Here is a 24,507-nt window from a genome sequence, read left to right on the forward strand (position 1 = left end):
AAAGCCGCCTCGTGAGGCGGCTTTTATTGGAACCGGAAGCGGATCAGGCCGACGCCGCCTGCTCGCGCATCGCCTGCCCCTTGGGCTGGTTGCGGTACTTGGCCCGCGCCTCGGCCTGGCGCACGGCTTCGCGCGCCACGTTGGAGCGTTTGATCTCGAGCCTTTCCTTCTTGCCGCGGTGCTGGGCTTCGTTCTTGTTGCCGATCTTGTGCGTCATGATGCCTCCTGAAGTTTGCTTGGCGCGGCGCCGACCTGGGCGAGCGCCGCCGGTGTTAGGAGCGGTTGGTTCCCATCTTGAGGTCCGCGGGCATCAGCATGCCCCAGCCCAGCTGGCGCCGGATTTCCTCCGGCGTCGGGGGCGGCTTCGGATCGCGCGAGCGGCGCTCGAGGTATTCACGAACCAGGTGCTTGGGTGGGTGCTTGACGTCGGACATGGCAACCTCCGCTTCCGTTGTGGGCCGCCGCACTGGGTGCGCCGGCCCGGATTCTGGTGCCGGTCCTCGAGGCGACCGGCTAACCTGCTGAGGTATCGGGACACGCCGAACTGAATCGCACGTCCCTCACTCACACGGCTTCATGATAGCGATCCCCCGGGCGCGCGACCGTTAGCTGGCGCACACTTGGATGTCGGACGACACGCCGTGCGCTTGCCAGCGCATTTACCGTCGAGCCGGGTGCGCAAACAAAAAAGGGGAGCCGGAGCTCCCCTTTCATCGCGTCGCCGCGCCAGGCGATCAGAACTTGTAGCGCAGGTTCAGGAAGTACTGGCGGCCGCTGACGTCCAGCTTCTGCTGCTCTTCCTCGCTGTAGCGATACTGGGCGCGCTTGGCGTTGGTCAGGTTGGTCGCGCTGAAGGCCAGCTCCAGGTTCGGCGTGATGTAGTAGTTGGCGTTGAAAGCCAGCGTGGTCACACCGTCGGCATAGGTCGGCGCGGTCGGCATCAGGATGCCGTTGATGGTCGACAGGCCCTGGCTGTTCGCGGTCGGCGACGGCGCGGTGCTGCTGTTGACGTACTCGCCGCGGTAGTTGGCCACCAGGCGGGTCGACAGCTTGTCGTCCTCGTAGTACAGGCCGAGGTTGCCGGCCCATTCCGAGGCGCCGACCATCGGACGGCCGTCATCCACCTTGGTCTTGGCGCGGCTGACGTTCGAGGTGAAGCCGAAGTTGGTCTTGCCGAACGGCTGCTCGTAGGAGATCTCGATGCCGTTGATCTTCGCACCCTGCTGCGACGAGGTGTTGATCGCGAAGGTCTTGACCGTGTTGTCGCGCGGGTCGGTCAGCTCGACGGTCGAGGTGCCGGTGGCGCCGGTCTTCGGATAGCCATTGATCTTCGAGTGGAACACGCTCACCGACAGGGCCGAACGCGGTGCGAAGTACCAGCCCCAGGACAGGTCGACGTTGTCCGAGGTCAGCGGCTCGAGGTCCGGGTTCGGGCCCGTCACGCGGCAGCCGTTGGCGTCGCAGGTCGGGGTGCCGAAGCCGCTGCCCAGCACATTGTAGTTCTGGCGGCCGATGGTGCGGCTGGCGCCGAAGCGCGCGATCATGTCGCGGGTCAGCTCGTAGCGCAGGTTCATGCTCGGCAGCCAGTTGTCGAAGTCGCGGTCGGTCGGGGTCTTGTAGTACATCGTGCCCGACAGCGGGTTGAACGGCTGGCCGTCGAACACGCCCACGGCGTCGCCCGCGGTCGTGATCGCGCCCGGGAATGCGGCGCAGGTCGTGGCCGGCTGGCCCGGCGCCGTGCGCAGGCAGGCGCTGCGCGGGTTGATCGGGGTGACGATGTTGGCCTTGACGTTGGTGCGCACGAAGCGCAGGCCGACGTTACCCGACCAGCGTTCGCCTTCCAGGTTGGCCATCAGGTAGGCCGCGGTCTGGCGCTCCTTCATGTCGATCTCCGAGCTCACGCGGCGCTCGAATTCCGGGCTGGTCTCCTTGGTGTTCTCCGCGGTGTATTGCTTGGTGAAGTCGCGGGTGTAGGTGAAGCCGGTGTTGTCCCAGAAGCCGCCGCCCAGGCCGCCGCCGAAGTCGGCCGGATAGGGTGCGAAGCCGGTGGTCGGGGTGATGGCGTTCGGCGTCAGCGCGCCGGTGCCGCTCGGATCGAGGAGCGGCTGGCGGAAGGCCGGGCCCCAGCGGCCGCTGGTGCGCTTGTGCTCCGCCAGGCGCACGCCGCTTTCGAGCGACTGCACCCAGCCGCGGTTCAGCTTGTATTCAAGGTCGAACTGCCCGCTCCATTCCTTGTCCTCGGTGCGGATGCCCGAAGCGGCGCGGTCGACGATGCGGTAGCCGCTGCCGTCGGCGTTCAGGCCGGGCACGTTGCTGCCGGCGCCGTGGTACTTGACGTAAGGCGCGTCATGCAGGCCGCCCAGTGCGTAGGAGATGCCGGTGCCGTAGCGGGCCAGGGTCAGGCCCTGATCGAGCTCGGTCTTGCCGATGCCGCGGCTGGCCGACCACAGGGTCTTGACGGTCAGGTCGTCGTTCACGCGGTACTTCGCGTCCAGGTCCAGGAAGGAACTGGTGGCGTTGGCGCCGTCGCGGAAGAAGCCTTCCGAGTTGCCGACGTACTGGGGCGTGGTGCCGTCCGGGAACACGATGTCGGCGGCCTTCAGCACCTTCAGCGGATGGCCATAGACCGTGGTCTCATTGACGATCACCGGGTTGCGGATCTGCGCGTAGACGCGCTGGCCGTTCGAATTGGTATTGATCGCGGTGCCCGAGGTATTGCCCAGCGGGTGGTTCTTACCCAGCAGCATCGAATAGATCGCGCTTGAGGTCAGGCGGCCGTGGTTGTCCGCGTCCAGCGAGGAGTGGAAGCCGGTGACGTTGATGTCGAGGTCGTTGTTTGGCTTGAACTGCAGGGCGATCATGCCGCCCTTGCGGTCGCGCACCGATTCCACGAATTCCGAGCTCATCGAGCCCGGCATGCGCACGCCGTTCAGGTCCGCGGCCGTGTAGCCGGTGCCGGCCAGCGAGGCGTCGGTGATGCCCAGCATGGTCGAGGTGTTGATCACGTCCCAGCCGCTGCTGGTGCCGTAGGCGAAGCGCGACACCGAATCGCGGCGCACGAAGCGTTTTTCGGCGAACAGCGAGGCGATCACGCCGAAGGTGTTGGCTTCGTTCTTCCAGGTGAACGAAGCATTCAGGTCCGGCGCGTAGCGGTCGGCCAGGTCGACGTAGCTGCCGCCGACGCTGACCACGCCCGAGACGCGTTCTTTTTGCGACAGCGGCTTGCGGGTGGTGACGTTGATGGTGCCGGCCAGGCCGCCGTCGACGATGTTGGCCTGCGAGGTCTTGTACACGATGGCCTGGTTCAGCACGTGCGAGGGCATCAGCGACAGGCTGGTCGAGCGCGAGCTCGAGCCCTGGTCGGCGACGTACCAGTCGGCGCTCGAGACAGCGTGGCCATTGAAGATGATCAGGGACATGTCCGGATTGGTGCCGCGCATCGACACTTTCTCGGCCTCGTCGTAGTCGGTGCGCACCGCCACGCCCGCCAGGCGCTGCAGCGAATCGGCCAGGTTCTTGTCCGGCATCTTGCCCACGTCTTCGGCGGTAATCACCTCGACATTGGCGGTGGCGTCGCGCTTGACGGCCAGCGATTTCGCCATCGAGGCGCGGATACCGGTCACTTCGACGGTTTGCATTTGCGTTCCGGCCGGGATTTCCTGCGCCAGGGCCGGCAGCGTCGCCAGGCTCCACACGGCCATCGACACCGCCGCGGCGAGCGGCTTCTGTTTGAACATCGTCATCTCCTGGAAAGGGTGCTATTGATCTTGCATAGACAGCCAAACCGCTGTCCTCGTCGGAGTATTGATGATCCGGCAAGGGGTGAATAATTCCTTGTGTTATTCGCTATATAACTTGGAGGAATGTACATATTCGGCCGCCAGCCTCCCAGCCCCTGTGCAGACCGCTTGCATACCGCTACCATTCCCATGGTTATACGCGCATGCTAAAAATTCATTACCGTCCAGCGCCCTCGCAGGGGTAGCTTGATGTTTTTTCACCACACTCTCGGGACCACCGTCATGCGTTTCGCTTCCCTTCCCTGCCTGCTGCTGGCCGGCGCCCTCGCCGGCTGCGCTTTCTCCCCGCCGCCGAAAGCCGACGCGGCGGCGCCGCTGCCCCTGGCGGCGATCCTGGAAAAGCAGGTCTACCAGATGAGCCCGGCCGAAGCGGGGCGCTACATCGCCCACATCCACGAGGCGGAACCGGACCTGCGCAAGCGCATCGCCGCGATCGGCCGCAAGAACATCGGCCAGCCCTATTCGCTGCACCTGCTGGGCGAATTCCCCTTCGAGATCCACGACGGGCTGCCCCTGTTCAGCCTGCAGCAGAGCGACTGCGTGGTGTTCGCCGAGCACACCTACGCGATGGCCTTGTCACAGTCCTGGGAAGAATTCTTCTGGATGCTGCAGCGCATCCGCTACCGCGACGGCGTGATCGGCGTCGCGACCCGCAACCACTACACCGAGATGGACTGGAACGTGGCCAACCGCTGGCTGGTTACCGACATCAGCGCCGAGCTCGCCGGACCCGGCGGCCCGGCCTACGACATGACCGTCGACCGGGCGCGCTTCCTGCGCACCCGCCATAACACGGTGCGCGAAATCCCGGTCGAGACCAGCCGCCAGGCCTATGTACCGAAGGACCAGGTGGCGACCATCGTGGCCCAGCTGAACGAAGGCGACTTCGTCAACGTGATCTCGACCCGCGACGGCGAATACTGGGCCTCGCACGTGGGCCTGGTGGTGCTGGGTCCGGACGGCGAACGCCACTTTCTGCATTCGTCGGAACCGAAGGTGCGCGAGGAAACCTTCGCGGCCTATATCGCGCGCGCCGCCGAGCGCGAAGCGCGCAATGCGCGGGAAGGCAAACGCGGCCAGGTGCTGGCCGGCTTCAAGTTCCTGCGCCTGAACGAGCAGATCGCGGTGCCGCCGATGGCCCCGCAACCGCGTCCGGGCCGCGCCGCCGGCCTCTGAGCTTCGCTTGTGCCGCCGGCGCCCGCCAGCGGCTTCCCCCACCAAGCGGCCCCTCCCCCTCGATTCCCTCGTGGATCCTCCGCGCCGCCCCGCCGGCCTCCGGGCTCTCCATCCCATCGTTTTCCGCTTCCCTGCCATGCGTCCAGCAGCGGCTTTTCATTCCATTCGACAATAAATAGATTATCGGAAATTAATCCATTTTCATTTCGTCGTTTTAATTTCTGATTTTCAATCCGTCGTAATTCGAACATTTCCCCTAAGCCCGTTGAGTGAGCTCAAACCCGCATCTCAATTTGACCGAGATAATAAACTTACAACAGCAACGTTAATCTAATCGAGGCATTATTTTTATCAGGAAAAGCCTTGAGTAAAAGCGTTAATTGCGCCAGAAACCATTTTTAAGCGCAATGCTCACTCACCTGAAAAAGCCAGAAACTATGTCTATTCAAAGCCGCAATGTCTATAGCGTGCTGTGCGCACGCCTGGTGCAGATGAACCGCACGGCCAAGGTAGCGCTGATGGTGGGGGCCGACCTGGTAATGCTTCCCTTGTGTTTTCTTATCGCCATGATATTGCGCGGGGGCGATTTGAATCTGGCCATGGAATTTAGTCCAGATTCTTATCTGTTCATTGCCGCGCTCACGATCCTGGCATTTTCCATGTCCGATTTATACCGGGCGGTCATCCGCTTTATCGACCACCGCTTATTAAGCATGTCCGGATTATCGCTTGCGATCGCCATTTTCTGCGCTTGGCTGGCCTTATTTGCCCTGAGCGACATCAGTTTTCCGCGCAGCGTCCTGGCGATTTACTGGTTCGTCGCCTTTTCCTATGTCGTAATCTCGCGCATCGGCCTGCGCAACCTGTTGCGCGCCCACCGCGGCCGCGCCGGCCATGCCGTCCCGGTCGCCATCTATGGCGCCGGCGAGGCCGGCGCCCGCCTGGCCCAGGCCCTGCGCGACAGCGACGACTACCGCGCCCTGTGCTTCTTCGACGACAAGCGCACATTGCACGAGCGTACCGTCGCCGGCCTGCGCGTGTTTCCCAGCGCACGCCTGGCCGAGATGGCGGCCGACCTCGGCATCCGCACGACCGTGATCGCCCTGCCGACGGCGGCCCCGGAGCGGCTGCGCGACATCATGCAGCGCCTGGGCCAGGCGGGCGTGCCGGCCAAGATCCTGGGCCGCCTGGTCGACCTCGAGGGCGACAAGGCCGCGCCGGCCAACGCCATCCGCGAACTCAAGTTCGAAGACCTGCTGGGCCGTCCGCCGGTGCCGCCGCGGCTGGACCTGTTCGCCCGCTGCGTGCGCGGCAAGAGCGTGCTGGTCACCGGCGCCGGCGGCTCCATCGGCAGCGAACTGTGCCGCCAGATCGTCACCCTCACCCCGTCCCAGCTGCACCTGCTCGACCACTCCGAGTTCGCGCTCTACACCATCCGCCAGGAGCTGGCCACGCGCTTTCCCGACCTGCCCATCCACGCCCACCTCGGGTCGGTCTGCAACGCCGACCTGGTCGACCGCATCCTGCGCGAGGGCAAGGTCGACACCATCTACCATGCGGCCGCCTACAAGCACGTGCCCCTGGTGGAAGCCAACATCGTCGAAGGCCTGCGCAACAACGTGCTGGGGGCCCAGGTCATCGCGGCGGCGGCAGCGCGCCACACCGTGGCCACCTGCGTGCTGATCTCGAGCGACAAGGCGGTGCGTCCGACCAACATCATGGGCGCCAGCAAGCGCATCGCCGAGCTGATCTTCCAGGCCGCGGCGGCGCGCGGCGGCGCCGCCGGCAACGCCGCCACCACTTTCTGCATGGTCCGCTTCGGCAACGTGCTCGGCTCGTCCGGCTCGGTCATCCCCCTGTTCCAGCGCCAGATCGCACGCGGCGGCCCGGTCACCATCACCCACCCCGAGGTGTCGCGCTACTTCATGCTGATCGCCGAAGCCGCCCAGCTGGTGATCCAGGCCGGCGCCATGGCCAAGGGCGGCGACGTGTTCGTGCTCGACATGGGCGAGCCGGTGCGCATCGTCGAGCTGGCCCGCACCATGATCGCCATGCACGGCCTCACCGAACGCACGCCGCAGAATCCGCGCGGCGACATCGAAGTCGAGTTCGTCGGCCTGTTCCCGGGCGAAAAACTGCACGAGGAACTGCTGACCGAGGGCGTGGTATTCCCCAGCGAGCACCCGCGCATCATGCGCATGAAGGAAAGCGCCCTGCGCCCGAGCGTGCTGGAAACCTGCATCACCTGCCTGATGATGGCCTGCGATACCCACGAGCGCGGTCCCATCGAATCGATGGTCAAGGCCATCGTGGCCGAATACGCGCCACAAGCGCCGCATGCGGCCCCGGCGGCCGAAGAACAGGCCGCCGCAAGCACCAGCCTGGGCAGGAAGTTCGTGCCATTCCGTATTTGAAGCGTTCCCCATCACCCTGACGTCACCGGCGAGGATACCCATGCGAGACGAGAACCAATCAGACCACCTGAAGCAGCTGCTGGCGCGGCTGCAAGACCGTAGCGCAGTGATCGGCATTGTCGGCCTCGGCTATGTCGGGCTGCCGCTCGCGCTGCGCTACGCAGCCGAGGGCTTCCGGGTGCTCGGGATCGACATCGACGCCGGCAAGGTCGCCGCCCTGAACCGGGGCGCCAGCTATATCGCCCATATCGAGGCCGAAACCATCCAGGCCGCGCGCAGCCATGGCTTCAGCGCCAGCACCGAGTTCGCCCGCGCCGCCGAAGCCGACGCCCTGATCATCTGCGTGCCCACGCCGCTGAGCCCCTACCGCGAGCCCGACCTCTCCTATGTGCTGGGCACGGCCGACGCCCTGCTGCCGCACATGCGCGCCGGCCAGATTCTTGCGCTCGAGAGCACCACCTATCCCGGCACCACCGAGGAGGAACTGCGTCCGCGCCTGGAACAGCGCGGCTTCACCGTGGGACGCGACGTCTTCCTCGTGTTCTCGCCCGAGCGCGAGGATCCGGGCAATCCCGACTTCCATACCCGCACCATTCCCAAGGTCTGCGGAGGTTCCAGCGCCGCCTGCCTGGAGGCCGGCCTGGCCCTGTACCGCCAGGCGATCGACACCGTGGTGCCGGTGAGCTCGACCCGCGCCGCCGAGCTCACCAAGCTGCTCGAAAACATCCACCGCGCCGTCAACATCGGCCTGGTCAACGAAATGAAGATCATCGCCGACCGCATGGGCATCGACATCCACGAGGTGATCCGCGCGGCCGCCACCAAGCCCTTCGGCTTCACGCCTTATTATCCCGGCCCCGGCCTGGGCGGCCACTGCATCCCGATCGACCCCTTCTACCTCACCTGGAAGGCGCGCCAGTACGGGTTGCACACCCGCTTCATCGAGCTGGCGGGAGAGATCAACAGCGACATGCCGCACTGGGTGATCGGCAAGCTGGCCGACGCCCTCAACGCACGGGGACGCTCGATCATGGGCAGCCGTGTCCTGGTGCTGGGCACCGCCTACAAGAAGGACGTCGAGGACATGCGCGAATCGCCCTCGGTCGCGCTGATGGAACTGCTGCGCGACAAGGGCGCGCATGTCGATTACTCCGACCCGCATGTGCCGGTCTTCCCGCGCATGCGCGAGCACCGCTTCGAGCTGTCCAGCGTCACGCTCAGCCCGACGTCGATCGCGTCCTACGACGTGGTGCTGCTGGCCACCGCCCACAGCGCCTTCGACTATGCCCTGATTCGCCAGTACGCCAACCTGATCGTCGATACCCGCGGCGTCTATCTCGAACGCCTGCCCCACGTCGTCAAAGCCTGATTTCGTCCGGAGATCCCATGCGCAACTACCCACCTGCCATCACCGACCGCAAGATCCGCTTCGCCCTGGTCGGCTGCGGCCGCATCGCGAAGAACCACATCAACGCCATCCGCACCCACCACGAGCGCTGCGAACTGGCCGCCGTCTGCGACATCGACCCGCGCGCCCTCGAGGAAGCCGCCGGCCTCACCGGGGCCCGCCCCTATGCCAGCCTCGAGCAGATGCTGGCGCATGCCGAGGCCGACGCCGTCGTCATCGCCACGCCTTCGGGCCTGCATCCGGCCCAGGCGGTGCAGATCGCGCGCAGCGGGCGCCATGTGATCACCGAAAAACCCATGGCTACGCGCTGGGAGGACGGGAAGCGCATGGTCACGGCCGCCGACGACGCCGGCGTGCGCCTGTTCGTGGTTAAGCAGAACCGCCGCAACGCCACCCTGCAGCTGCTCAAGCGCGCCGTCGACAAGAAGCGCTTCGGTCGCATCTACATGGTCAACCTGAACGTGTTCTGGACCCGCCCCGACGAATACTACAACTCGGCGCGCTGGCGCGGCACCTGGGAATTCGACGGCGGCGCCTTCATGAACCAGGCCAGCCACTACGTCGACCTGCTCGACTGGATCGTCGGCCCGGTCGAGAGCCTGCAGGCCTATACCGCCACCCTGGCGCGCGACATCGAGGTCGAGGACACCGGGGTCATCAGCCTGCGCTGGCGCAACGGCGCGCTGGGCTCGATGAACGTCACCATGCTCACCTACCCGCACAATATGGAAGGCTCGATCACCATCCTGGGCGAGCGCGGCACCGCGCGCATCGGCGGCGTCGCCGTCAACCAGGTCGAGCAATGGGAATTCGCCAGCCCCGATCCGGACGACGCCGCCATCAAGGACGCCAGCTACCAGACCACCTCGGTCTACGGTTTCGGCCATCCGCTTTATTACGACAACGTGATCCGGGTCCTGCGTGGCGAAGCCGAGCCCGAGACCGACGGACGCGAGGGCCTGAAGTCGCTCGAGGTGCTGGTCGCCGCCTACCGTTCCGCCCGCGACGGCAAGCGCGTCGCCCTGCCGCTGGAGTACTGAGCATGGAGCCGCTCATCCATCCCAGCGCCATCGTCGACGACGGCGCCGTCCTCGGAGAGGCGACCCGGGTCTGGCATTTCGCCCACATCTGCGCCGGCGCGCGCATCGGCGCCGCCTGCTCGCTCGGCCAGAACGTCTATGTCGGCAACGACGTGTGCATCGGCGACGGCGTCAAGGTCCAGAACAATGTCTCGATCTACGATGCCGTCACGCTCGAGGACGACGTGTTCTGCGGTCCCAGCATGGTATTCACCAACGTCTACAACCCGCGCGCCGCGGTCGTGCGCAAGCATGAGTACCGGCACACCCTGGTGCGGTGCGGCGCCAGCATCGGCGCCAATGCCACGGTAGTGTGCGGGGTGACGGTCGGCGAATTCGCCTTCGTGGCCGCCGGCGCCGTCGTCAACCGCGACGTGCCCGCCTACGCCCTGGTGGCGGGCGTGCCGGCGCGCCAGATCGGCTGGATCAGCCGCCATGGCGAGCGGCTTGCGCTGCCCCTGCGCGGCGAAGGCGAGGCGCGCTGTCCCCATACGGGCGAAACCTACGTCCTGCGCGACGGCGTCTGCGCCCTTGTCCACGACCGCGCTCCCTGCGGCGCTCCCGGCAGCGCGCGCGAGCGCCGCCAGGGGAGCGCGGACCTTGCCGCCCCAATCAATGGCCACGACAACACCGATCACGGCGCCCAGGCCCGTGCACCCTACTCCGAACAAGGATAATCCATGGAATTCATCGACCTCAAATCGCAATACAAGGCTTCACGCGACCTGATCAACGATCGTATCCAGGCGGTGCTCGAACATGGCCAGTACATCATGGGCCCGGAAGTCGCCGAGCTCGAGAAGCGCCTGGCCGACTACACCGGCGCACGCCATTGCATCACCGTGTCGTCCGGCACCGAGGCCCTGGTGATCGCCCTGATGGCGCTCGGCGTGGGGCCGGGCGACGAGGTCATCACCACGCCCTTCTCCTTCATCGCCACCGCCGAAGCCGTGCTGCTGGCCGGCGCCAGGCCGGTGTTCGTGGATGTCGAACGCGACACCTGCAACATCGATCCCTGCCTGATCGAAGAAAAGATCACGCCGGCGACGCGCGCCATCATCCCGGTCTCGCTGTACGGGCAGCCGGCCGACATGGACGCCATCAACGACATCGCCGCCCGCCATGGCCTGGCCGTGATCGAGGACGGCGCCCAGAGCTTCGGCGCCACCTACCGCGGCCGCCAGAGCGGCGATCTCTCGCGCATCGGCTGCACCAGCTTCTTCCCCAGCAAGCCGCTCGGCTGCTACGGCGACGGCGGTGCCCTGTTCACCAGCGACGACGCCCTGGCCACCGCGATGCGCGAGATCCGCGTGCATGGCCAGTCGCGCCGCTATGTGCATACGCGCCTCGGCGTGGGTGGACGCATGGACACCCTGCAGTGCGCGATCGTCCTGGCCAAGCTGGAGCGCTTCGCCTGGGAGCTGAAGCAGCGCCGGCGCGTCGCGGCCGCCTACGACGAAATGCTCCAGCCGCACCTGCCGGTGATCGCTTGCCAGGCCGACCGTACCAGCGTCTACGCCCAGTACACGGTCCTGGTCGAGGAACGCGACCGGGTGCGCGCCGTGCTGGATACGGCAGGCGTGCCCACGGCGGTCCACTACCCGGTGCCGATCCACCAGCAGCCCGCTTATGCGCACCTGGCCGTGGGCGAGCGCTACCCGGTGTCCGAAGACCTGGCCGCTCGGGTGCTCAGCCTGCCGATGGGGCCGTATTTGTCCGCCTCCGACGCCCAGCTGGTCGCCGCCACCCTGCTGCGCGCCGTGGGGGCGGCGCAGTCCGGCACGGGGCAGGCCGTGGCGATGGCGAAATAGGCCTGCCCTGGCGGCTGACGCCCGTTCGCCACCGCTTCTCCATGGCAGGACTAGATCGCAGCGGAACATCGCAGCACTACAGGGCGGGACTACGGGGCAGTACTACATGGCACTACGGGACCGCACCATGGCGCAGCGCCACACGGTGCGCCGCCATGGGGCGCTGCCGCTGGTCCTGGACTGCGGTCTCGTCTTCACTCAGGAGTTGACATGTGCAAGATCGTTCATCTCACATCGGCCCATCCTCGCAACGACACGCGCATTTTCATCAAGCAGTGCCGGACGCTGGCCGCGCATGGGTACGAGGTCACCCTGGTCGTGGCGGACGGCCTGGGAGACGAACGCCGCGACGGCGTCACGATCACCGACGTCGGCCGCCTGCCCGGCCGCGTGCGGCGCATCTTCGGCACGACACGCCGCGTGCGCGCCAAGGCGCTGAGCCTGGACGCCGACATCTACCAGCTCCATGATCCGGAACTGCTCCCCGTCGGCCTGGCGCTGAAGCGGCGCGGCAAGAAGGTCATCTTCGATTCCCACGAAGACGTCCCGCGCCAGTTGCTGAGCAAGCCCTATCTCGGCCCCTTGTCGGCCAGGCTGCTGTCCGTGGCCTTCTCGCTGGTGGAACGCTATGCGTGCGCGCGTTTCGACGGCATCATCGCCGCGACACCATTTATACGAGACAAGTTCCTCAGGATCCATCCGGTCACCGACGACGTCAACAACTTCCCGCTGGTGGGGGAACTCGACAGTGCGATGCCCTGGGAAGGCAAGCGCGCCGAGGTCTGCTATGTCGGCGGCATCGGGGAGATACGGGGTATCCGCGAGCTGGTCGGGGCGGGCCGCTACCTGCAGTCGCCTGCACGGATCAACCTGGTCGGAAAATTCTCCGAAGCCCAGGTCGAGGCGGAGGTCAGGGCCGATCCCGGCTGGGAGCGGGTAAACGCATCCGGCTTTCTCGACCGCGCCGGGGTGCGCCAGGTCATGGAGCGCTCGCTGGCGGGCATCGTCACCTTCCATCGCCTGCCCAACCACCTCGATTCCCACCCCACCAAGATGTTCGAGTACATGTCCGCCGGCATCCCGGTCATCGCTTCCGACTTTCCGCTGTGGCGCGACATTATCGAAGGAAACGGATGCGGACTGTGCGTCGACCCGGCCGATCTGAAGGCGATCGCCGCCGCGATCGACTACCTGGTGGCGAACCCGCAAGCCGCCAGGGCAATGGGCGAGCGCGGCCGCCAGGCGGTGCTGAACAAGTACAACTGGACTGTTCAAGCGAACAAGCTAACCGACCTTTACGGAGCGCTATCCCATGTCAGGCAACCTGTCGCAGCTGTTTGAACTCGCAATCGGCATTGCCAAACTTCCCGTGGCATCGCTGGAATTCCGCTTGGACATGAATCCGGACGATGTCAGGCGCATGCATGCCCATTTCACCAAGCCGCATCCGAAGTACAAGATCTTCCAGAACAAATCCCTGGGCGCCGCCCTGGTCGACCTGAAGCGCTTCGGCAATCGCGACGATTATATGGGGAGGATCAAAGGCCGTAACTCGGGCGAGCATCATGCTAGGAAAGCGCGATCGAGGGGCTATACCGTGACCGAGATCGACAGGAATGATTTTGTCGACGAGCTCCACGAGATCAATACCTCGCTCGGTACGCGCCAGGGCCGTCCCATGGACCAGGCCTACCTGGAAAAAACAACGCATTATCCGCGCGAAAAAAACTACAAGTATTTCGGGGTCCTGAGCCCCACCGGAAAGCTGATGGCCTATAGCAACCTCGGTCTCTACGGCAATTTCGTCGCATTCGACCGCCTGCTCGGCCTGCGCAACAACGACGGCATCATGCACCTGATGGTGACCGATATCGTCGGACAAATGATCGAGAGCGGCAGGTATTCCTACCTGATGTACGACACCTTTTTTGGTGCTAGCCCTGGGCTGCAGACGTTCAAGAAAGTGCTCGGTTTCGAACCCTATCGCGTCAAGTATTCAATCCAATGAAAGCCCTACTAAGGCGCTTATATAGCGATTACGGCATGCCTTCCCGGCTTGCGATGCATGAACGCCTGATTCGCGCGGGGCAGGACGCCGGCTTTGTCCAGACCTCGGTGCGCGACTATTTCGACCTGGTGCGCGCCGGGCGGGCCGGCAGGGCCAAGTACATCGTGCACCGGCACGACATCGACACGGACCTGCGCACGACCAGGAAGCTGCTCAGGATCGAAAAGCACCATGGCATAAAGTCCACGTATTATTTCCGGCTCTCGACGCTCGACTTCGACCTGATGCACGAGATCGAAGAGTATGGCGGCGAAGCCAGCTATCACTACGAGGAACTGGCCGCCTTCGCCAAGCGGCACAAGATCAAGGACCCGGCCCTGGTTCGCAGCCGGCTTCCCGAAATCCGTGACGAGTTCCGCAAGAATTTCGCCTCCATCGAGAAAACCCTCGGGCGCAAGATCAGGACGGTGGCCAGCCACGGCGACTTCGCCAACCGCCGCCTCAAGCTGAACAACGCCGAGATCCTTGCGGACGGGCAGTTGCGTCAGGACTGCGGCATCGAATGCGAGGCCTACGACGCCGCACTGCTGGACCACATCGACATGTACATCGCCGATCGTCCGCCGCCCCAGTACTACTGCCCTGCCTCGCCGTTCGACGTCATCGGCAAGCACGACCGGATCTGCCTGGTCACCCATCCGAGGCAGGTCGAGACCAACTGGAAGGAAAACACCAAGGCAAACCTGTTCCGCTTCTATGAAGCCGTCACCTGGTAAGCCAGGGACAAACGGCCTAGCTCATTGCACTCAACCGGAAGCCCTCATGAATCCGAAGAAAATCCTTACCGTCATTGGCGCCCGGCCCCAGTTCATCAAGGCCAGCGCCGTATCGGCGCTCCTGCGCGACACGCGCGACCTGCACGAAGTCGTGGTCCATACCGGCCAGCACTTCGACGCCAACATGTCGGACGTGTTCTTCGCCGAACTGGGAATGGACCCGCCTGCCCACCACTGCGCGGTGCATGGCGGGACGCACGGGGACATGACCGGGCGCATGCTGATCGAAATCGAGAAACTGCTGCTGCGCGAGGAACCGGACGCCGTACTCGTCTACGGCGACACCAATTCCACGCTCGCAGGCGCACTTGCTGCAGTCAAGCTGCATATTCCCGTAGCCCATGTCGAAGCCGGCCTGCGCTCCTTCAATCCCCGCTCACCCGAGGAAGTCAACCGCAGCCTGACCGATCGCGTCGCGCGCTGGCTGTTCACGCCCACAGAGATCGCCGGCGCCCACCTCCTGCGCGAAGGCGCCGCCCCCGACCGGATCGACCAGGTCGGCGATGTGATGTACGACGTGGCGCTGCACCATGGAGGCCGCGTCGGCGAGGATGGCGGCGTGCTGGACCGGCTGCGGGAGGAGCACGGCGTCCGGCCCGGCGCCTACTGCCTGGCAACCATCCATCGCGCGGAAAACACCGACCATCCGGCGCGGCTGGGCGCGATCGTCGCGGCGCTCACCTCGTTCGCAAGAGACATCAAGGTCGTGCTGCCCCTGCATCCACGCACACGCGGCATCCTGGCGCAACAAGGAAAACTCGAGGCCCTGGAGCGCGCGCTGGTCCTGGTCGAGCCGCAAGGCTATCTCTCCATGGTCCAGCTGGAGAAATACGCTGCGCTGATTGCGACCGATTCCGGCGGTGTCCAGAAAGAGGCTTATTTCCATCGCGTGCCCTGCGTGACCTTGCGCGACGAAACCGAGTGGGTCGAACTGCTCGAAGCGGGATGGAACCGGCTGGCCCCGCCCGTCGATCCCGCCGCCGTGCTCGACTGCCTGCATGCCAGCCTCGGAAGCAAGGGCAAGGACGTCGCGCCCTACGGCGCCGGCGATGCGGCGCGCCGGATTGTGCAACGCCTGTTGCGGGACCTGCACCAGGATTCCCGCGTGGACCGGCATTAGGCGGCGGCGACCGGCATCTGCCGGCGAAAAACCAGGCTCCACACTTGGAACCCATGCGTCGGCAGGCGCGCCGGCCGCCGTCCTCGTGGCGCAGACGGCGCATGCGGCGCCTGGCAACGATCAGCTCATACGTTGCCGGCGAGGTTCGCTCCTTCGTTCGCACCGCCTTACAGCGGCAAACCGCCCGGTGGCGCCAGCGCGCGCCGCGGCGGATTCCGCATGGCGCCGGCTGCATCGGAAACACTTCGATCCAAAGGACATACTGATGAGAAAGACAATCCAGTCAGCGCGGGTGGCAGGCTCCCCGGGAGCCGGATTCTCCGACGGCCTGTGTTTGCAACGGAACCAGACCTCGATTAACCCGCAGCGACAATGCCCGCCGGCGCAGCAGATCAGGAACGCCAACGCGGGCCGTCGCGTGCCCGGCCCTCTTTTGCTTGCCCGGTGGTCCTGCCATGCGGGCTTGGCTGTCCTGCTGGCCGCGTGCTCGCCAGGCAAGCACCTGTACGTGGCGCCCGGCGGCGCGGACACGAATCCGGGTACGAAAGCGGCCCCGTTTCGGACCATCGCACGTGCGGATGCCGCCGCCTCCCCCGGCTACACCATCCATGTCGCGCCCGGCGTCTATGAAGTGTCCGCCCCCACGCCGCACAGCGCGGGCATCGGCACTTCGCGTAGCGGAACCAGCTCGGCACGCATCAAGTTTGTCTCCGACCTCAGGTGGGGGGCAAAGATCGTCGTGTCCGGCACCGGCATCGCCTGGCGCGCGAAAGGCAGCCATGTCGACATCGAGGGCTTCGACATCAGCGGCAGCGGCCGGCATGGCATCGTGGCGGACGGGGCGCACCTGAGCATCACGAACAACCTGATCCATGATCTTGCCGTCAGTGGCGGCTGTACCGGCGCCGGCGGCGCGGCCATCGACACCGATGGCGGCCCGGGCCATGTCCTCATCAAGGGCAACGTGATCAGGAACATCGGCGCCGCCATGATCGGGCGCTGCAATACGGTACAAGGGATTTATATCGCGAATCCGCACAATACCGTGGTCAACAATATCGTGTCCGGCGTTGCCGCGGCCGGGATCCAGCAATGGCACGGGGCGACGGATTCCAGCATCGTCAACAATACGGTCTTCCGCTGCAAGATCGGCATCCTCATCGGCGGCGGCGACGCCGGCGCTCTTCCTGAAGGATCGCGGAACAACTATGTCGCGAATAATATCGTCTATGACAACATCGCCTATGGGATCGTCGAAGGCGGCAAGGTCGGCGACAACAATCGCTACATCGACAACCTCGTGCACTCGAGCGGCACCGCCCTGCGCGTGGGCGGCCAGGTCAGCGGCACCATTACCGAGGATCCTCAATTCCTGAATTACCAGGCCGACGGCAGCGGTGACTATCGCCTGAAGCGCGGTTCACCAGGTCTCCTGGTCCGCAGCAAAGCCGTCGACGGCGCGGCCCGGATCGCGCACGCCCCGGGGGAGACCTTCCCCCAACTAGGCGCCTACCACGTCAGTCCCGCCTCGGACTGAACCAGCACCACACCGAGCGCGCGGTCCGTCGTGGCCACCGCCGGATGCGGCCACGTCCTCGCGCTCGGAACGGCGGCGTGCTCCAAGCTAGCCGCTCCAGCTGCGGGCAAGGGTGCGGCGCGCCGAGATCCCTGCTCCGCACGGCTTGAAGATCCTGCGCTGGGTGCCGTCCACGACCAGGTCCGCCATCGCCGCGCGGTCGCGCAGGGCCTCGCCCTCGCCGCTATCGAGCAAGCCGCCCGCCAGGCCTGGGTCGAACCCACCGGCTGGCTGAGACGGAAGCGTGCGGCCATGGCTTCCCGCCCGGAACGACGCCGCATGGTCCAGGCCGGGCGCCCCGATTTCGGGCAAGGCGCATGCCGCTGAGGACGCGGCGCGCCGAGGTCTCGCCCACACGAAAAGACCACGTTTTCGTGCGCGAAACGGCGCCTCCTGCCCTGGCCGACCGCCCCGGCTACGGGGCAAAGCGCCTGCCGCCGAGGACGTGGCCCTCCGCGGCCCCCACCCCGCACTGCGCGGCCATGGTGCCACGTCCGCGGACAGGCGCCCGCCCGACGCCGTCTGCACGCGCAGGCAAATGCTCTCGTCCCGCGTCTTGGACTGCCCCGGGCCATGCTAGTCCGGCATGTGGACCTGGCAGGTCTTCTTCCAATGCTTCTCCTCCCCGTCCGGGAAGCGGGCCTCGCCCGGGCGCGACCAGCGATACGGCGTATCGCGTCCGGAGAAGTACAGCGCCACGTCGACCAGCCGGTGGTTGAGCGACGAAGGCTTCAGGAGGCAAACGATGGTGAAGGCGATCAGCGCTGCGGGTATGGTCCAGGGACCGGTCCGTGGCGCCGGCAGGACCGACGCCATGCGGATGAAGGCGGTCATGGCGGCGATCCCGAGCATGGTGCTGGCGAGGACCTCGGACACCGTGTGAAATCGAAAAATGACGAGTAAAGCGCCGATTCCCATGCTGGACGCCAGCCCGAGCAGCACGCCGCCACGGCGCAACCCGGCTGGCGCCTTCTGCAGCACCAGGAAGATTAGGACCGGCAGCACGGCCGTGGCGCGCCAGGCGTGGCCGCTGAGGGCCTGGAAAGCGATGGACCGAACTTCCACGCCCCAGCCGAGATAGGCCAGCTTCGACAGCGCGACCACGCCCAGGCCGGCAGCCATGACGAGGCACCACCACAGCGCCAGCTTCCATGCCCTGCCCAGGACGAGCCAGACTGCGATCGCACCCGCGACCGGCAGCATCACCGCGGTGTGACCGATTTCGATCACGTGCATCCACGAGATCATGCGCTGTCCACCGCCGGCGCCGCGCCGCCGCTCACGACACCGGGTTCACGAGGACGCGGTCGGCGCGGCCGGCTTGGGCGAACACTTCGGTGATCGCGCGGCAGGCCAGGTCGAGATCGGCCGGCGTCAGGGTCGGATGCACCTGGAACATCAGGCTGGTCTCGCCCAGCTCGCGGGCCATGGGCAGGCGCCGTGAGGGACGGTAAGCGGTGCGGTCGAATGCCTTTTCGAGATACATTTCCGAGCAGCTCCCCTGGGTGCAGGGCACGCCACGCGCGCAGAGTTCCTCCATGATCCGGTCCCGTGTCCATCCGTCCGCCAGCTTTCCGGACTCGACGAAGGCATAGAACTTGTAGAAGGCATGCTCGACGTGGGCGGGAATGTCCGGCACCCGCAGCGCCGCGATTTCCCTGCAGGCCGAGGCCAGCCTGCGCGCGTTCGCGGTGCGCTGCGCCGTCCATGCTGGCATGCGCCCCAGCTGGATGCGTCCGATGGCCGCCTGCACTTCCAGCATGCGCCAGTTGGTGCCGAACGACTCGTGCACCCAGCGGTGGCCCGTCGGATGGCGGCGCTCGTACACGGCGTCCCAGGACTTTCCATGGTCCTTATAGGACCACATGCTGTTCCACCAGGCGCGGCAATTGGTCGTCACCATGCCGCCCTCGCCGCCCGTCGTCATGATCTTGTCCTGGCAAAAGGACCAGGCGCCGATGTGCCCGATGCTGCCCACCATCCGCCCTTTGTAGCGCGCCCCATGGGCCTGCGCGCAGTCTTCGATGACGTAGAGGCCGCGCGCCTCCGCCAGTTCCATGATGGGGTCCATGTCGCAGGGCCAGCCCGCCAGGTGGACGCAGATGATCGCCCTGGTGCGCGGAGTGAGCACCTTGCCGATGGTGTCGGCGGTGATGTTCTGGCTGTCGCGGTCGACGTCCGCGAACACGGGGACGGCGCCGGCGTTGACGATGCAGCTGGCGGACGCCATGAAGCTCCTGGGCGTCACGATCACCTCGTCGCCGGCCGAGATCCCGAGCGCTTTCAGCGCACAATCCAGGGCCAGGGTGCCGTTCGCGAGCGAGACGGCGTAATCCGTCCCCACCCAGGATGCGAACTCCTTTTCGAATTCGCGGCATTCGGTACCGGTCCAGTAATTCACTTTATTCGACAAGATCACGTTCTTGACGGCGGTCGCTTCTTCATCCGAGAAACTGGGCCAGCTGGCGCATGGTGTTGTCATGGGATCCTCATCCGAGCAGGGTCTGGAAGATGTACTTGATATCCCGGACCAGGGAATAGTTCCGGAAATATTCCTTGTTGATGCTGACCTTGTCGGGCCAGATCACCTTGTCGTTGTACCAGCGCGGGTCGTCGACCGATGCCAGCATCTGTTCTTCGTTCTTGTACTTGATCGAGGCCGGACCGGTGATGCCTGGCCGCAGGGACAGGATCAGGCGGTCGCCGCCGGTGAGCTTGTCCGCATAGCCCGGCACGTCGGGCCGGGGACCGACCAGGCTCATGTCGCCAATGAGGACATTGAAAAGCTGCGGCAATTCGTCCAGCTTGTATTTCCGGAAGACCGCTCCCGAACGTGTAATCGAGGATAGATTATCGGACGCGAGCGGGCTCCTTTTGCTGTCGCTCGCATACATGGTCTTGATTTTGCAAACACGGATGATCCGCCCATGCCGCCCGACCCGCTGTTGTATGAAGAATCCATTGCTGCGCGTTTCGATCGCGGCGATCAGCCAGCAGACCCCGATAAGGGGCCAGGTCAACGCAAGGCCGAGGATGGCGACCAGGAGGTCGAAGCTGCGCTTGAGGAAAAGGTCAAACCGCGTCATCGTGTTCACCATGATTTTTCCGGATCGATAGGCATCGGCTGGATCGGACATCAAGCGGCGCGGCCTCAGCCTTGGCAAGCGGCCAGGAAGCGCCGGCTCAGGATCGGGTAGGTAAAATGGCGCAGGATGAAGTCCCTGCCCCGCTCTCCCATCGCCTTGCGCTCCGCCTCGCTCGCCGCCATCAGCGCGCGAATCCCTCCCGCGACCGCGGCCGGGCTTTCGGGTGGGACCGTCATTCCGCAGCTCGCTTCGCCTACGGGATCGTTGGCGGCCTCGACCGCATGCAGTACCGGACGCCCCGCCATCATGTAGTCCATCAGTTTGTTCGGTGCGATCCCGAACCGGTACAAGGGCTGCCGCCGCCAGCCGATGTAGGCGATATCGAAGCGCTGCAGCAGCGCCGGAATGTGTTCCTTCGCGACCGGGTCGGCGAAATGGACGTCGTCCAGGCCCTCGGCCTGCGCCCACTGCCTCAGCGCGTTCTTTTCCGGGCCTGCGCCCACCAGCACGAAGGATGGCCGCTCGCCGCGCATGCTCCTGGCTGCCTGGAGAAGCGTGTCGAGCGAGTTCGAGATCCCGTGGTTGCCCGCATAGCCGACCACCGGCCTTCCGGCGCCGGCAAGCTGCGCCAGCAGATCCGCGGTCCGACCCTCCAGCGGCGCAAGGCGCGCGGGCCATTCGCGCGGGTCGACGCCGTTCGGGACGATAAAAAGGCGCTCCGGCGCCATGCCGCGCGCCGTGACGTAGCCATGCACCTTCGGCAGCATCGAGACGATTGCGTCGGCATGGCGGTAGACGTAGTTCTCCGCCGCCTGGGCCACCATGATGAAGGGGTGCCGCTTCGACATGCCCCCCAGTTCCATCGGCGTGAGTGGCCAGAGATCATGCAGTTCGAAGACCAGTTTCGCATCGGCGATGCGGGCGATGCGGTGGGCCGGCCAGATGTCCATCGGGTAGGTACTCGAGGCGATGACGACGTCGGGCCTGGATTCCGCCGCCAGGCGGCGCCCTTCCTGGTACAGCCGGCGCACGAAGGACCCGATATTGCGCACGCGTCCGACCCCGTTGCCCTTGTAGGGCGTGGTCTTCAGCCAGGTGTAGCGGATGCCGTCGATATGCTCTTCCAGGCGGGGACCGCCGTCCAGCCTGGGTCCCTGGACGCGCAAATGGGAATGGTCGGCGGCGACGATCCTCACCTCATGGCCCGCCTCCACCCATTCGCGCGCCAGGTAGTACGGACGGTATTCCATGCCGTGGCGCGGCGACCCCGCATAGTGATTGATGTAGAGAATTCGCATGCCTCGCACCTCGATCGGCCGGCTAGACGGGGGACCCGCCCGGCTTCGCCGGATAGTTCTTCTTGAAGCGGTAACGCGCAAACGCGCCCAATGCCGCTCCGACGCTCATGTCGGGCATGTTCTTCGCGGTCAGCGCCCACAGGATGGTGGCGCACACGAAGGACCAGGCCAGGACAAAGTCCCCGCTCTTCCTGAGCGAAAAGAAGCCGTTGAAGAACAGCCAGAGCGCATGCCATAACATCAAGGCGGAGAAAAAGACGAAGCCGAACAGCCCGAAGTCCACCCAGGTGGTCAGCACATTGTGCGCATAGTGGCCGTCGGGATAGCTGGCGAAATCGCCGAAGAAGGGATTCGCATGGATCGTGCGCAGCGCGTCCTCGGTAAAGCGCTGCCGGGTGATCGCGGAACTCGAATGGGACAGGTCGAGCAGCTGCAGGATGCGGTTTTCCGGCAGCGCGGTCACGATGTAGTCGACGCCGCCCACCAGGAAGATGGACAGCAGCAGGAGCGCAAAGATCGCATAGAGTCTTTGCTTGGCGTAATACATCTCGATTGCCGGAATCAGGCACAGGACCGCGGAAAACTCGCTGCGCGCCCCGTTCAGGAACAAGGCGCTGGTGGCAAGCGCATACAGCACGTAGCGCAGCGCCATCGACCGCACGAGCGCGGTCACAATGAGGTAGGTGTAGATGTAGGAGCGGGCAAAGCCCTGGTAGGTAGCCAGGCTGGCCGGATCCTTGGCCTCGCCCAGCGCCTGCAGGAAAAAGAAGCCGCCTACCGAAAAATAATAAGTGATGACCGACATGACCAGCAGAGAGATCACGATAATCCCCACGAAGTTCTTGTCGCTGAAGTCGATCAGCCTGAAGATGACGTAGGTTTCGAAACAGAAAATAATGCTTGCGACGTAGCGCTCGATGATGATCAGCGTGGCGCCCGCAGCAAAATTTGCCGCAAGCACGAATAGATAATAGAGCGCGAGAAGTACGAGACAGAGATCGAGGCTGGTGATGTAATGTTTGTGCGACTTCGCTTCGGCCATCAGGGCAAAGAATAAAGGCAGCAAGAGAACGACGGCCACCAGTGTGAAATATCCCCCTAAAAAGGCCGGAATGGCGCCGATCCCCAGCAGCGTTTGGTAGAAGAAAAAGCCTGGAAATAGCAGCAGGAAGGCGGCATGCGCCGTGGAGGTCGGATTAATGATTCTTTTCTGCCGCTTGCTCGCGATTCCCATAGCCTGCATGATCGTTTCCTGTCTTTCCAGTCGAATGAGACCTCAGCCGCCATTGGCGGCACCCGAATCGGTAAGCCGGCCCGATCCAATAGAGGAGTTTTTGGAGAATCGGTACGACAGGAACAGGTAAATGAGATACAGGGTCGAATAGGCAATCGTGTAGTGCATCAGGACCTGCTTCAAGGGAACCGGCGCGATAAATATCGTAATTGTCGTCACGAACAGGGCGATCTGCCACAGGAGCTCGATTTTCTGCTTGCCTGCCACGAAGAAGACATAACTCAAGGGGCTCGCGACGAAATTCAGGAAATACAGCGGCGCCAATATGCGCGCGAATTCTCCTGCTTCGCGCCATGGCTCGCCAAATATCCAGGCGCACAGGTTCGGCGCAAAGGCGAAGATGAACAGGGCTGGACCGCAACCAAGCAGGACCAGGGCCTTGAAGGTGCTCTGGAATGCCTGCCTACAATGGCCATAAGTCTGGAACTCGTGGACCGACTGGCGCTTGAAGACCTCCAGGACGGATGCGGCCAACAGGGAGACCGGCGCGGTCAATATACGTTCAGTCAACGCAAACAGGCCGGCTGCGAACAAGCCATACTTGGCGCCGACCAGGAACAGCGGGAATTTCCCGGCGGCCGTGTTCAACAATCCGGCCGGCAAGGAGAAGCGCCAGAAAGACTCATGTTTCTTAAGGTAATTTAATTGGGACCGGGTCGGCAGCAGCGAGATCCTGGGACGCGGAGGCGAAAGCAGGAACATTGCAGCCGCCAAACCGATCGACAGGCCAATGATTTGTCCTGCTAACAAGGCCCTTCCTCCTACCCCGACTAGGAGCAAGACCAGCTGGCCAAGGGCAACGGTGCCGGCGCCGCATATCTTGGCCATCGCCGCCTTGCCGAATGCCCGGTACGAGGTGGCATAGGCGAGCATGGCTTGGTTATAGGCGGTTAGCCACGCCCCGACACCGATGGTCATCAAGCCGAACCAGGACATGTTCTGCGCCTGGGGAAGATCGGTAAGGCGGGCGAGGATCACTGCGAAGGTGATGAAAATCGCCAGCAATGTCGAACAATAGGCCACCACGCTGAAGCAGGTCTGCTGCTCGTCCGAGTCGTGGTCGAGGATCATGGCCGCTTCCAGCCTGAGCGTTCCAATGGTGGATGCAATGGCGATCACGCCCAGCCAGACGCTGAATTCCCCCAGGTCGGCCGGCGTACACAAACGGGTGATGAGCGGCGCTACCAGTAGCGGCAAGGCCTGCGCCACGACGGTTCCGGTGAGGACCGTCGTCGCGTGTTTCCAGAAAACAGGGAGGGGTAAATTCATGGTTGACAGCAATGTTTTTGAACTATGTATCCTAGAGGGCATGAGGACATAAACCGGATGAGATATAGAGATTGAGCCTAAAGTCCACCTGCTCACCCAACTAGCTGTGGGCCAGCATGAAGCAAGCTTTGCTTCGCTTTATTCCAAATAACTTCTCTCGATAACATTCCCTTTTCACTGCGGGCGCTTAACAAGCCCATCAATAACCTTTCGAAATGATTATCAACGCATTTCCAAATAACGGATTGACGATCATCAATCTGACACGGTCAAAATTTGTTTTTGAATTCTTGCGGAGCTATGCCTCCGCCCTTTGCAACGCCATCCTTTCT

At 64.5% G+C, this 24,507-nt stretch carries 21 protein-coding genes; 11 read left to right on the plus strand and 10 right to left on the minus strand.

Translation table 11 applies throughout. The features are described 5' to 3' along the window. Positions 1-43 precede the first annotated feature (43 nt). The 3 genes from KBW98_RS05285 to KBW98_RS05295 all read right to left on the minus strand — a co-directional run bounded on the left by KBW98_RS05285 (position 44) and on the right by KBW98_RS05295 (position 3,737). Positions 44-217, minus strand: coding sequence for a hypothetical protein (locus KBW98_RS05285; RefSeq protein WP_211519081.1), 174 nt, complete (start codon positions 215-217; stop codon positions 44-46). 55 nt (positions 218-272) lie between these two features. Further along, complete coding sequence (locus tag KBW98_RS05290) at positions 273-434, minus strand: hypothetical protein (RefSeq protein ID WP_169444569.1); 162 nt, start codon at positions 432-434, stop codon at positions 273-275. Positions 435-734: 300 nt separating this feature from the next. Further along, entirely contained in the window at positions 735-3,737 is a 3,003-nt protein-coding gene (locus KBW98_RS05295; RefSeq protein ID WP_211519082.1) for a TonB-dependent receptor, read from the minus strand. Positions 3,738-4,022: 285 nt separating this feature from the next. Here KBW98_RS05295 and KBW98_RS05300 point away from each other — a divergent pair, with 285 nt between their 5' ends. The 11 genes from KBW98_RS05300 (at position 4,023) to KBW98_RS05350 (ending at position 17,189) form a co-directional block, all read left to right on the plus strand. Next, entirely contained in the window at positions 4,023-4,976 is a 954-nt protein-coding gene (locus KBW98_RS05300) for an N-acetylmuramoyl-L-alanine amidase-like domain-containing protein (protein ID WP_211519083.1), read from the plus strand. A gap of 659 nt (positions 4,977-5,635) precedes the next feature. Further along, entirely contained in the window at positions 5,636-7,390 is a 1,755-nt protein-coding gene (locus KBW98_RS05305; protein WP_229428996.1) for a nucleoside-diphosphate sugar epimerase/dehydratase, read from the plus strand. Between the two features lie 40 nt (positions 7,391-7,430). Continuing rightward, positions 7,431-8,759, plus strand: coding sequence for a nucleotide sugar dehydrogenase (locus KBW98_RS05310; protein ID WP_211519084.1), 1,329 nt, complete (start codon positions 7,431-7,433; stop codon positions 8,757-8,759). A gap of 17 nt (positions 8,760-8,776) precedes the next feature. After that, entirely contained in the window at positions 8,777-9,838 is a 1,062-nt protein-coding gene (locus tag KBW98_RS05315; RefSeq protein WP_211519085.1) for a Gfo/Idh/MocA family protein, read from the plus strand. Between the two features lie 2 nt (positions 9,839-9,840). Continuing rightward, positions 9,841-10,554: an acyltransferase gene (locus KBW98_RS05320; RefSeq protein ID WP_211519086.1), complete on the plus strand. Its 714-nt coding sequence runs from the start codon at positions 9,841-9,843 to the stop codon at positions 10,552-10,554. A 3-nt stretch (positions 10,555-10,557) separates the two neighbouring features. After that, positions 10,558-11,688: a DegT/DnrJ/EryC1/StrS aminotransferase family protein gene (locus KBW98_RS05325; RefSeq protein WP_211519087.1), complete on the plus strand. Its 1,131-nt coding sequence runs from the start codon at positions 10,558-10,560 to the stop codon at positions 11,686-11,688. 210 nt (positions 11,689-11,898) lie between these two features. After that, positions 11,899-13,029 (plus strand): glycosyltransferase family 4 protein, encoded by a 1,131-nt coding sequence (locus KBW98_RS05330; RefSeq protein WP_211519088.1) that lies wholly within the window; start codon positions 11,899-11,901, stop codon positions 13,027-13,029. Further along, positions 13,001-13,696, plus strand: coding sequence for a hypothetical protein (locus tag KBW98_RS05335; RefSeq protein WP_211519089.1), 696 nt, complete (start codon positions 13,001-13,003; stop codon positions 13,694-13,696). The genes KBW98_RS05330 and KBW98_RS05335 overlap by 29 nt, the downstream gene beginning before the upstream one ends. A 35-nt stretch (positions 13,697-13,731) precedes the next feature. After that, the gene (locus KBW98_RS05340; protein WP_229428997.1) at positions 13,732-14,472 is read left to right on the plus strand and encodes a hypothetical protein; all 741 of its coding nucleotides are present in this window, start codon (positions 13,732-13,734) and stop codon (positions 14,470-14,472) included. Between the two features lie 46 nt (positions 14,473-14,518). Then, entirely contained in the window at positions 14,519-15,652 is a 1,134-nt protein-coding gene (gene wecB, locus KBW98_RS05345) for a non-hydrolyzing UDP-N-acetylglucosamine 2-epimerase (protein WP_211519091.1), read from the plus strand. 265 nt (positions 15,653-15,917) lie between these two features. Then, positions 15,918-17,189 (plus strand): right-handed parallel beta-helix repeat-containing protein, encoded by a 1,272-nt coding sequence (locus KBW98_RS05350; RefSeq protein ID WP_211519092.1) that lies wholly within the window; start codon positions 15,918-15,920, stop codon positions 17,187-17,189. A gap of 87 nt (positions 17,190-17,276) precedes the next feature. Here KBW98_RS05350 and KBW98_RS05355 read toward each other — a convergent pair whose 3' ends face one another. From KBW98_RS05355 to KBW98_RS05385, 7 genes are all read right to left on the minus strand, one after another. Next, positions 17,277-17,423 (minus strand): hypothetical protein, encoded by a 147-nt coding sequence (locus tag KBW98_RS05355; RefSeq protein WP_211519093.1) that lies wholly within the window; start codon positions 17,421-17,423, stop codon positions 17,277-17,279. Positions 17,424-17,804: 381 nt separating this feature from the next. After that, the gene (locus KBW98_RS05360) at positions 17,805-18,476 is read right to left on the minus strand and encodes a membrane-associated phospholipid phosphatase (protein WP_211519094.1); all 672 of its coding nucleotides are present in this window, start codon (positions 18,474-18,476) and stop codon (positions 17,805-17,807) included. A 31-nt stretch (positions 18,477-18,507) separates the two neighbouring features. Next, entirely contained in the window at positions 18,508-19,710 is a 1,203-nt protein-coding gene (locus tag KBW98_RS05365) for a DegT/DnrJ/EryC1/StrS aminotransferase family protein (RefSeq protein WP_211519095.1), read from the minus strand. 7 nt (positions 19,711-19,717) lie between these two features. Then, positions 19,718-20,365: a sugar transferase gene (locus KBW98_RS05370; RefSeq protein WP_211519096.1), complete on the minus strand. Its 648-nt coding sequence runs from the start codon at positions 20,363-20,365 to the stop codon at positions 19,718-19,720. A gap of 14 nt (positions 20,366-20,379) precedes the next feature. Beyond that, on the minus strand, positions 20,380-21,612 hold the full coding sequence (locus KBW98_RS05375) for a glycosyltransferase family 4 protein (RefSeq protein WP_211519097.1): 1,233 nt from the start codon (positions 21,610-21,612) through the stop codon (positions 20,380-20,382). Between the two features lie 22 nt (positions 21,613-21,634). Further along, on the minus strand, positions 21,635-22,855 hold the full coding sequence (locus KBW98_RS05380; protein WP_211519098.1) for a hypothetical protein: 1,221 nt from the start codon (positions 22,853-22,855) through the stop codon (positions 21,635-21,637). 33 nt (positions 22,856-22,888) lie between these two features. Continuing rightward, the gene (locus KBW98_RS05385; protein ID WP_211519099.1) at positions 22,889-24,175 is read right to left on the minus strand and encodes an oligosaccharide flippase family protein; all 1,287 of its coding nucleotides are present in this window, start codon (positions 24,173-24,175) and stop codon (positions 22,889-22,891) included. Positions 24,176-24,507: the final 332 nt, after the last annotated feature.

The sequence above is a fragment of the Massilia sp. ST3 genome (assembly GCF_018119405.1).
GTDB lineage: Bacteria > Pseudomonadota > Gammaproteobacteria > Burkholderiales > Burkholderiaceae_D > Telluria.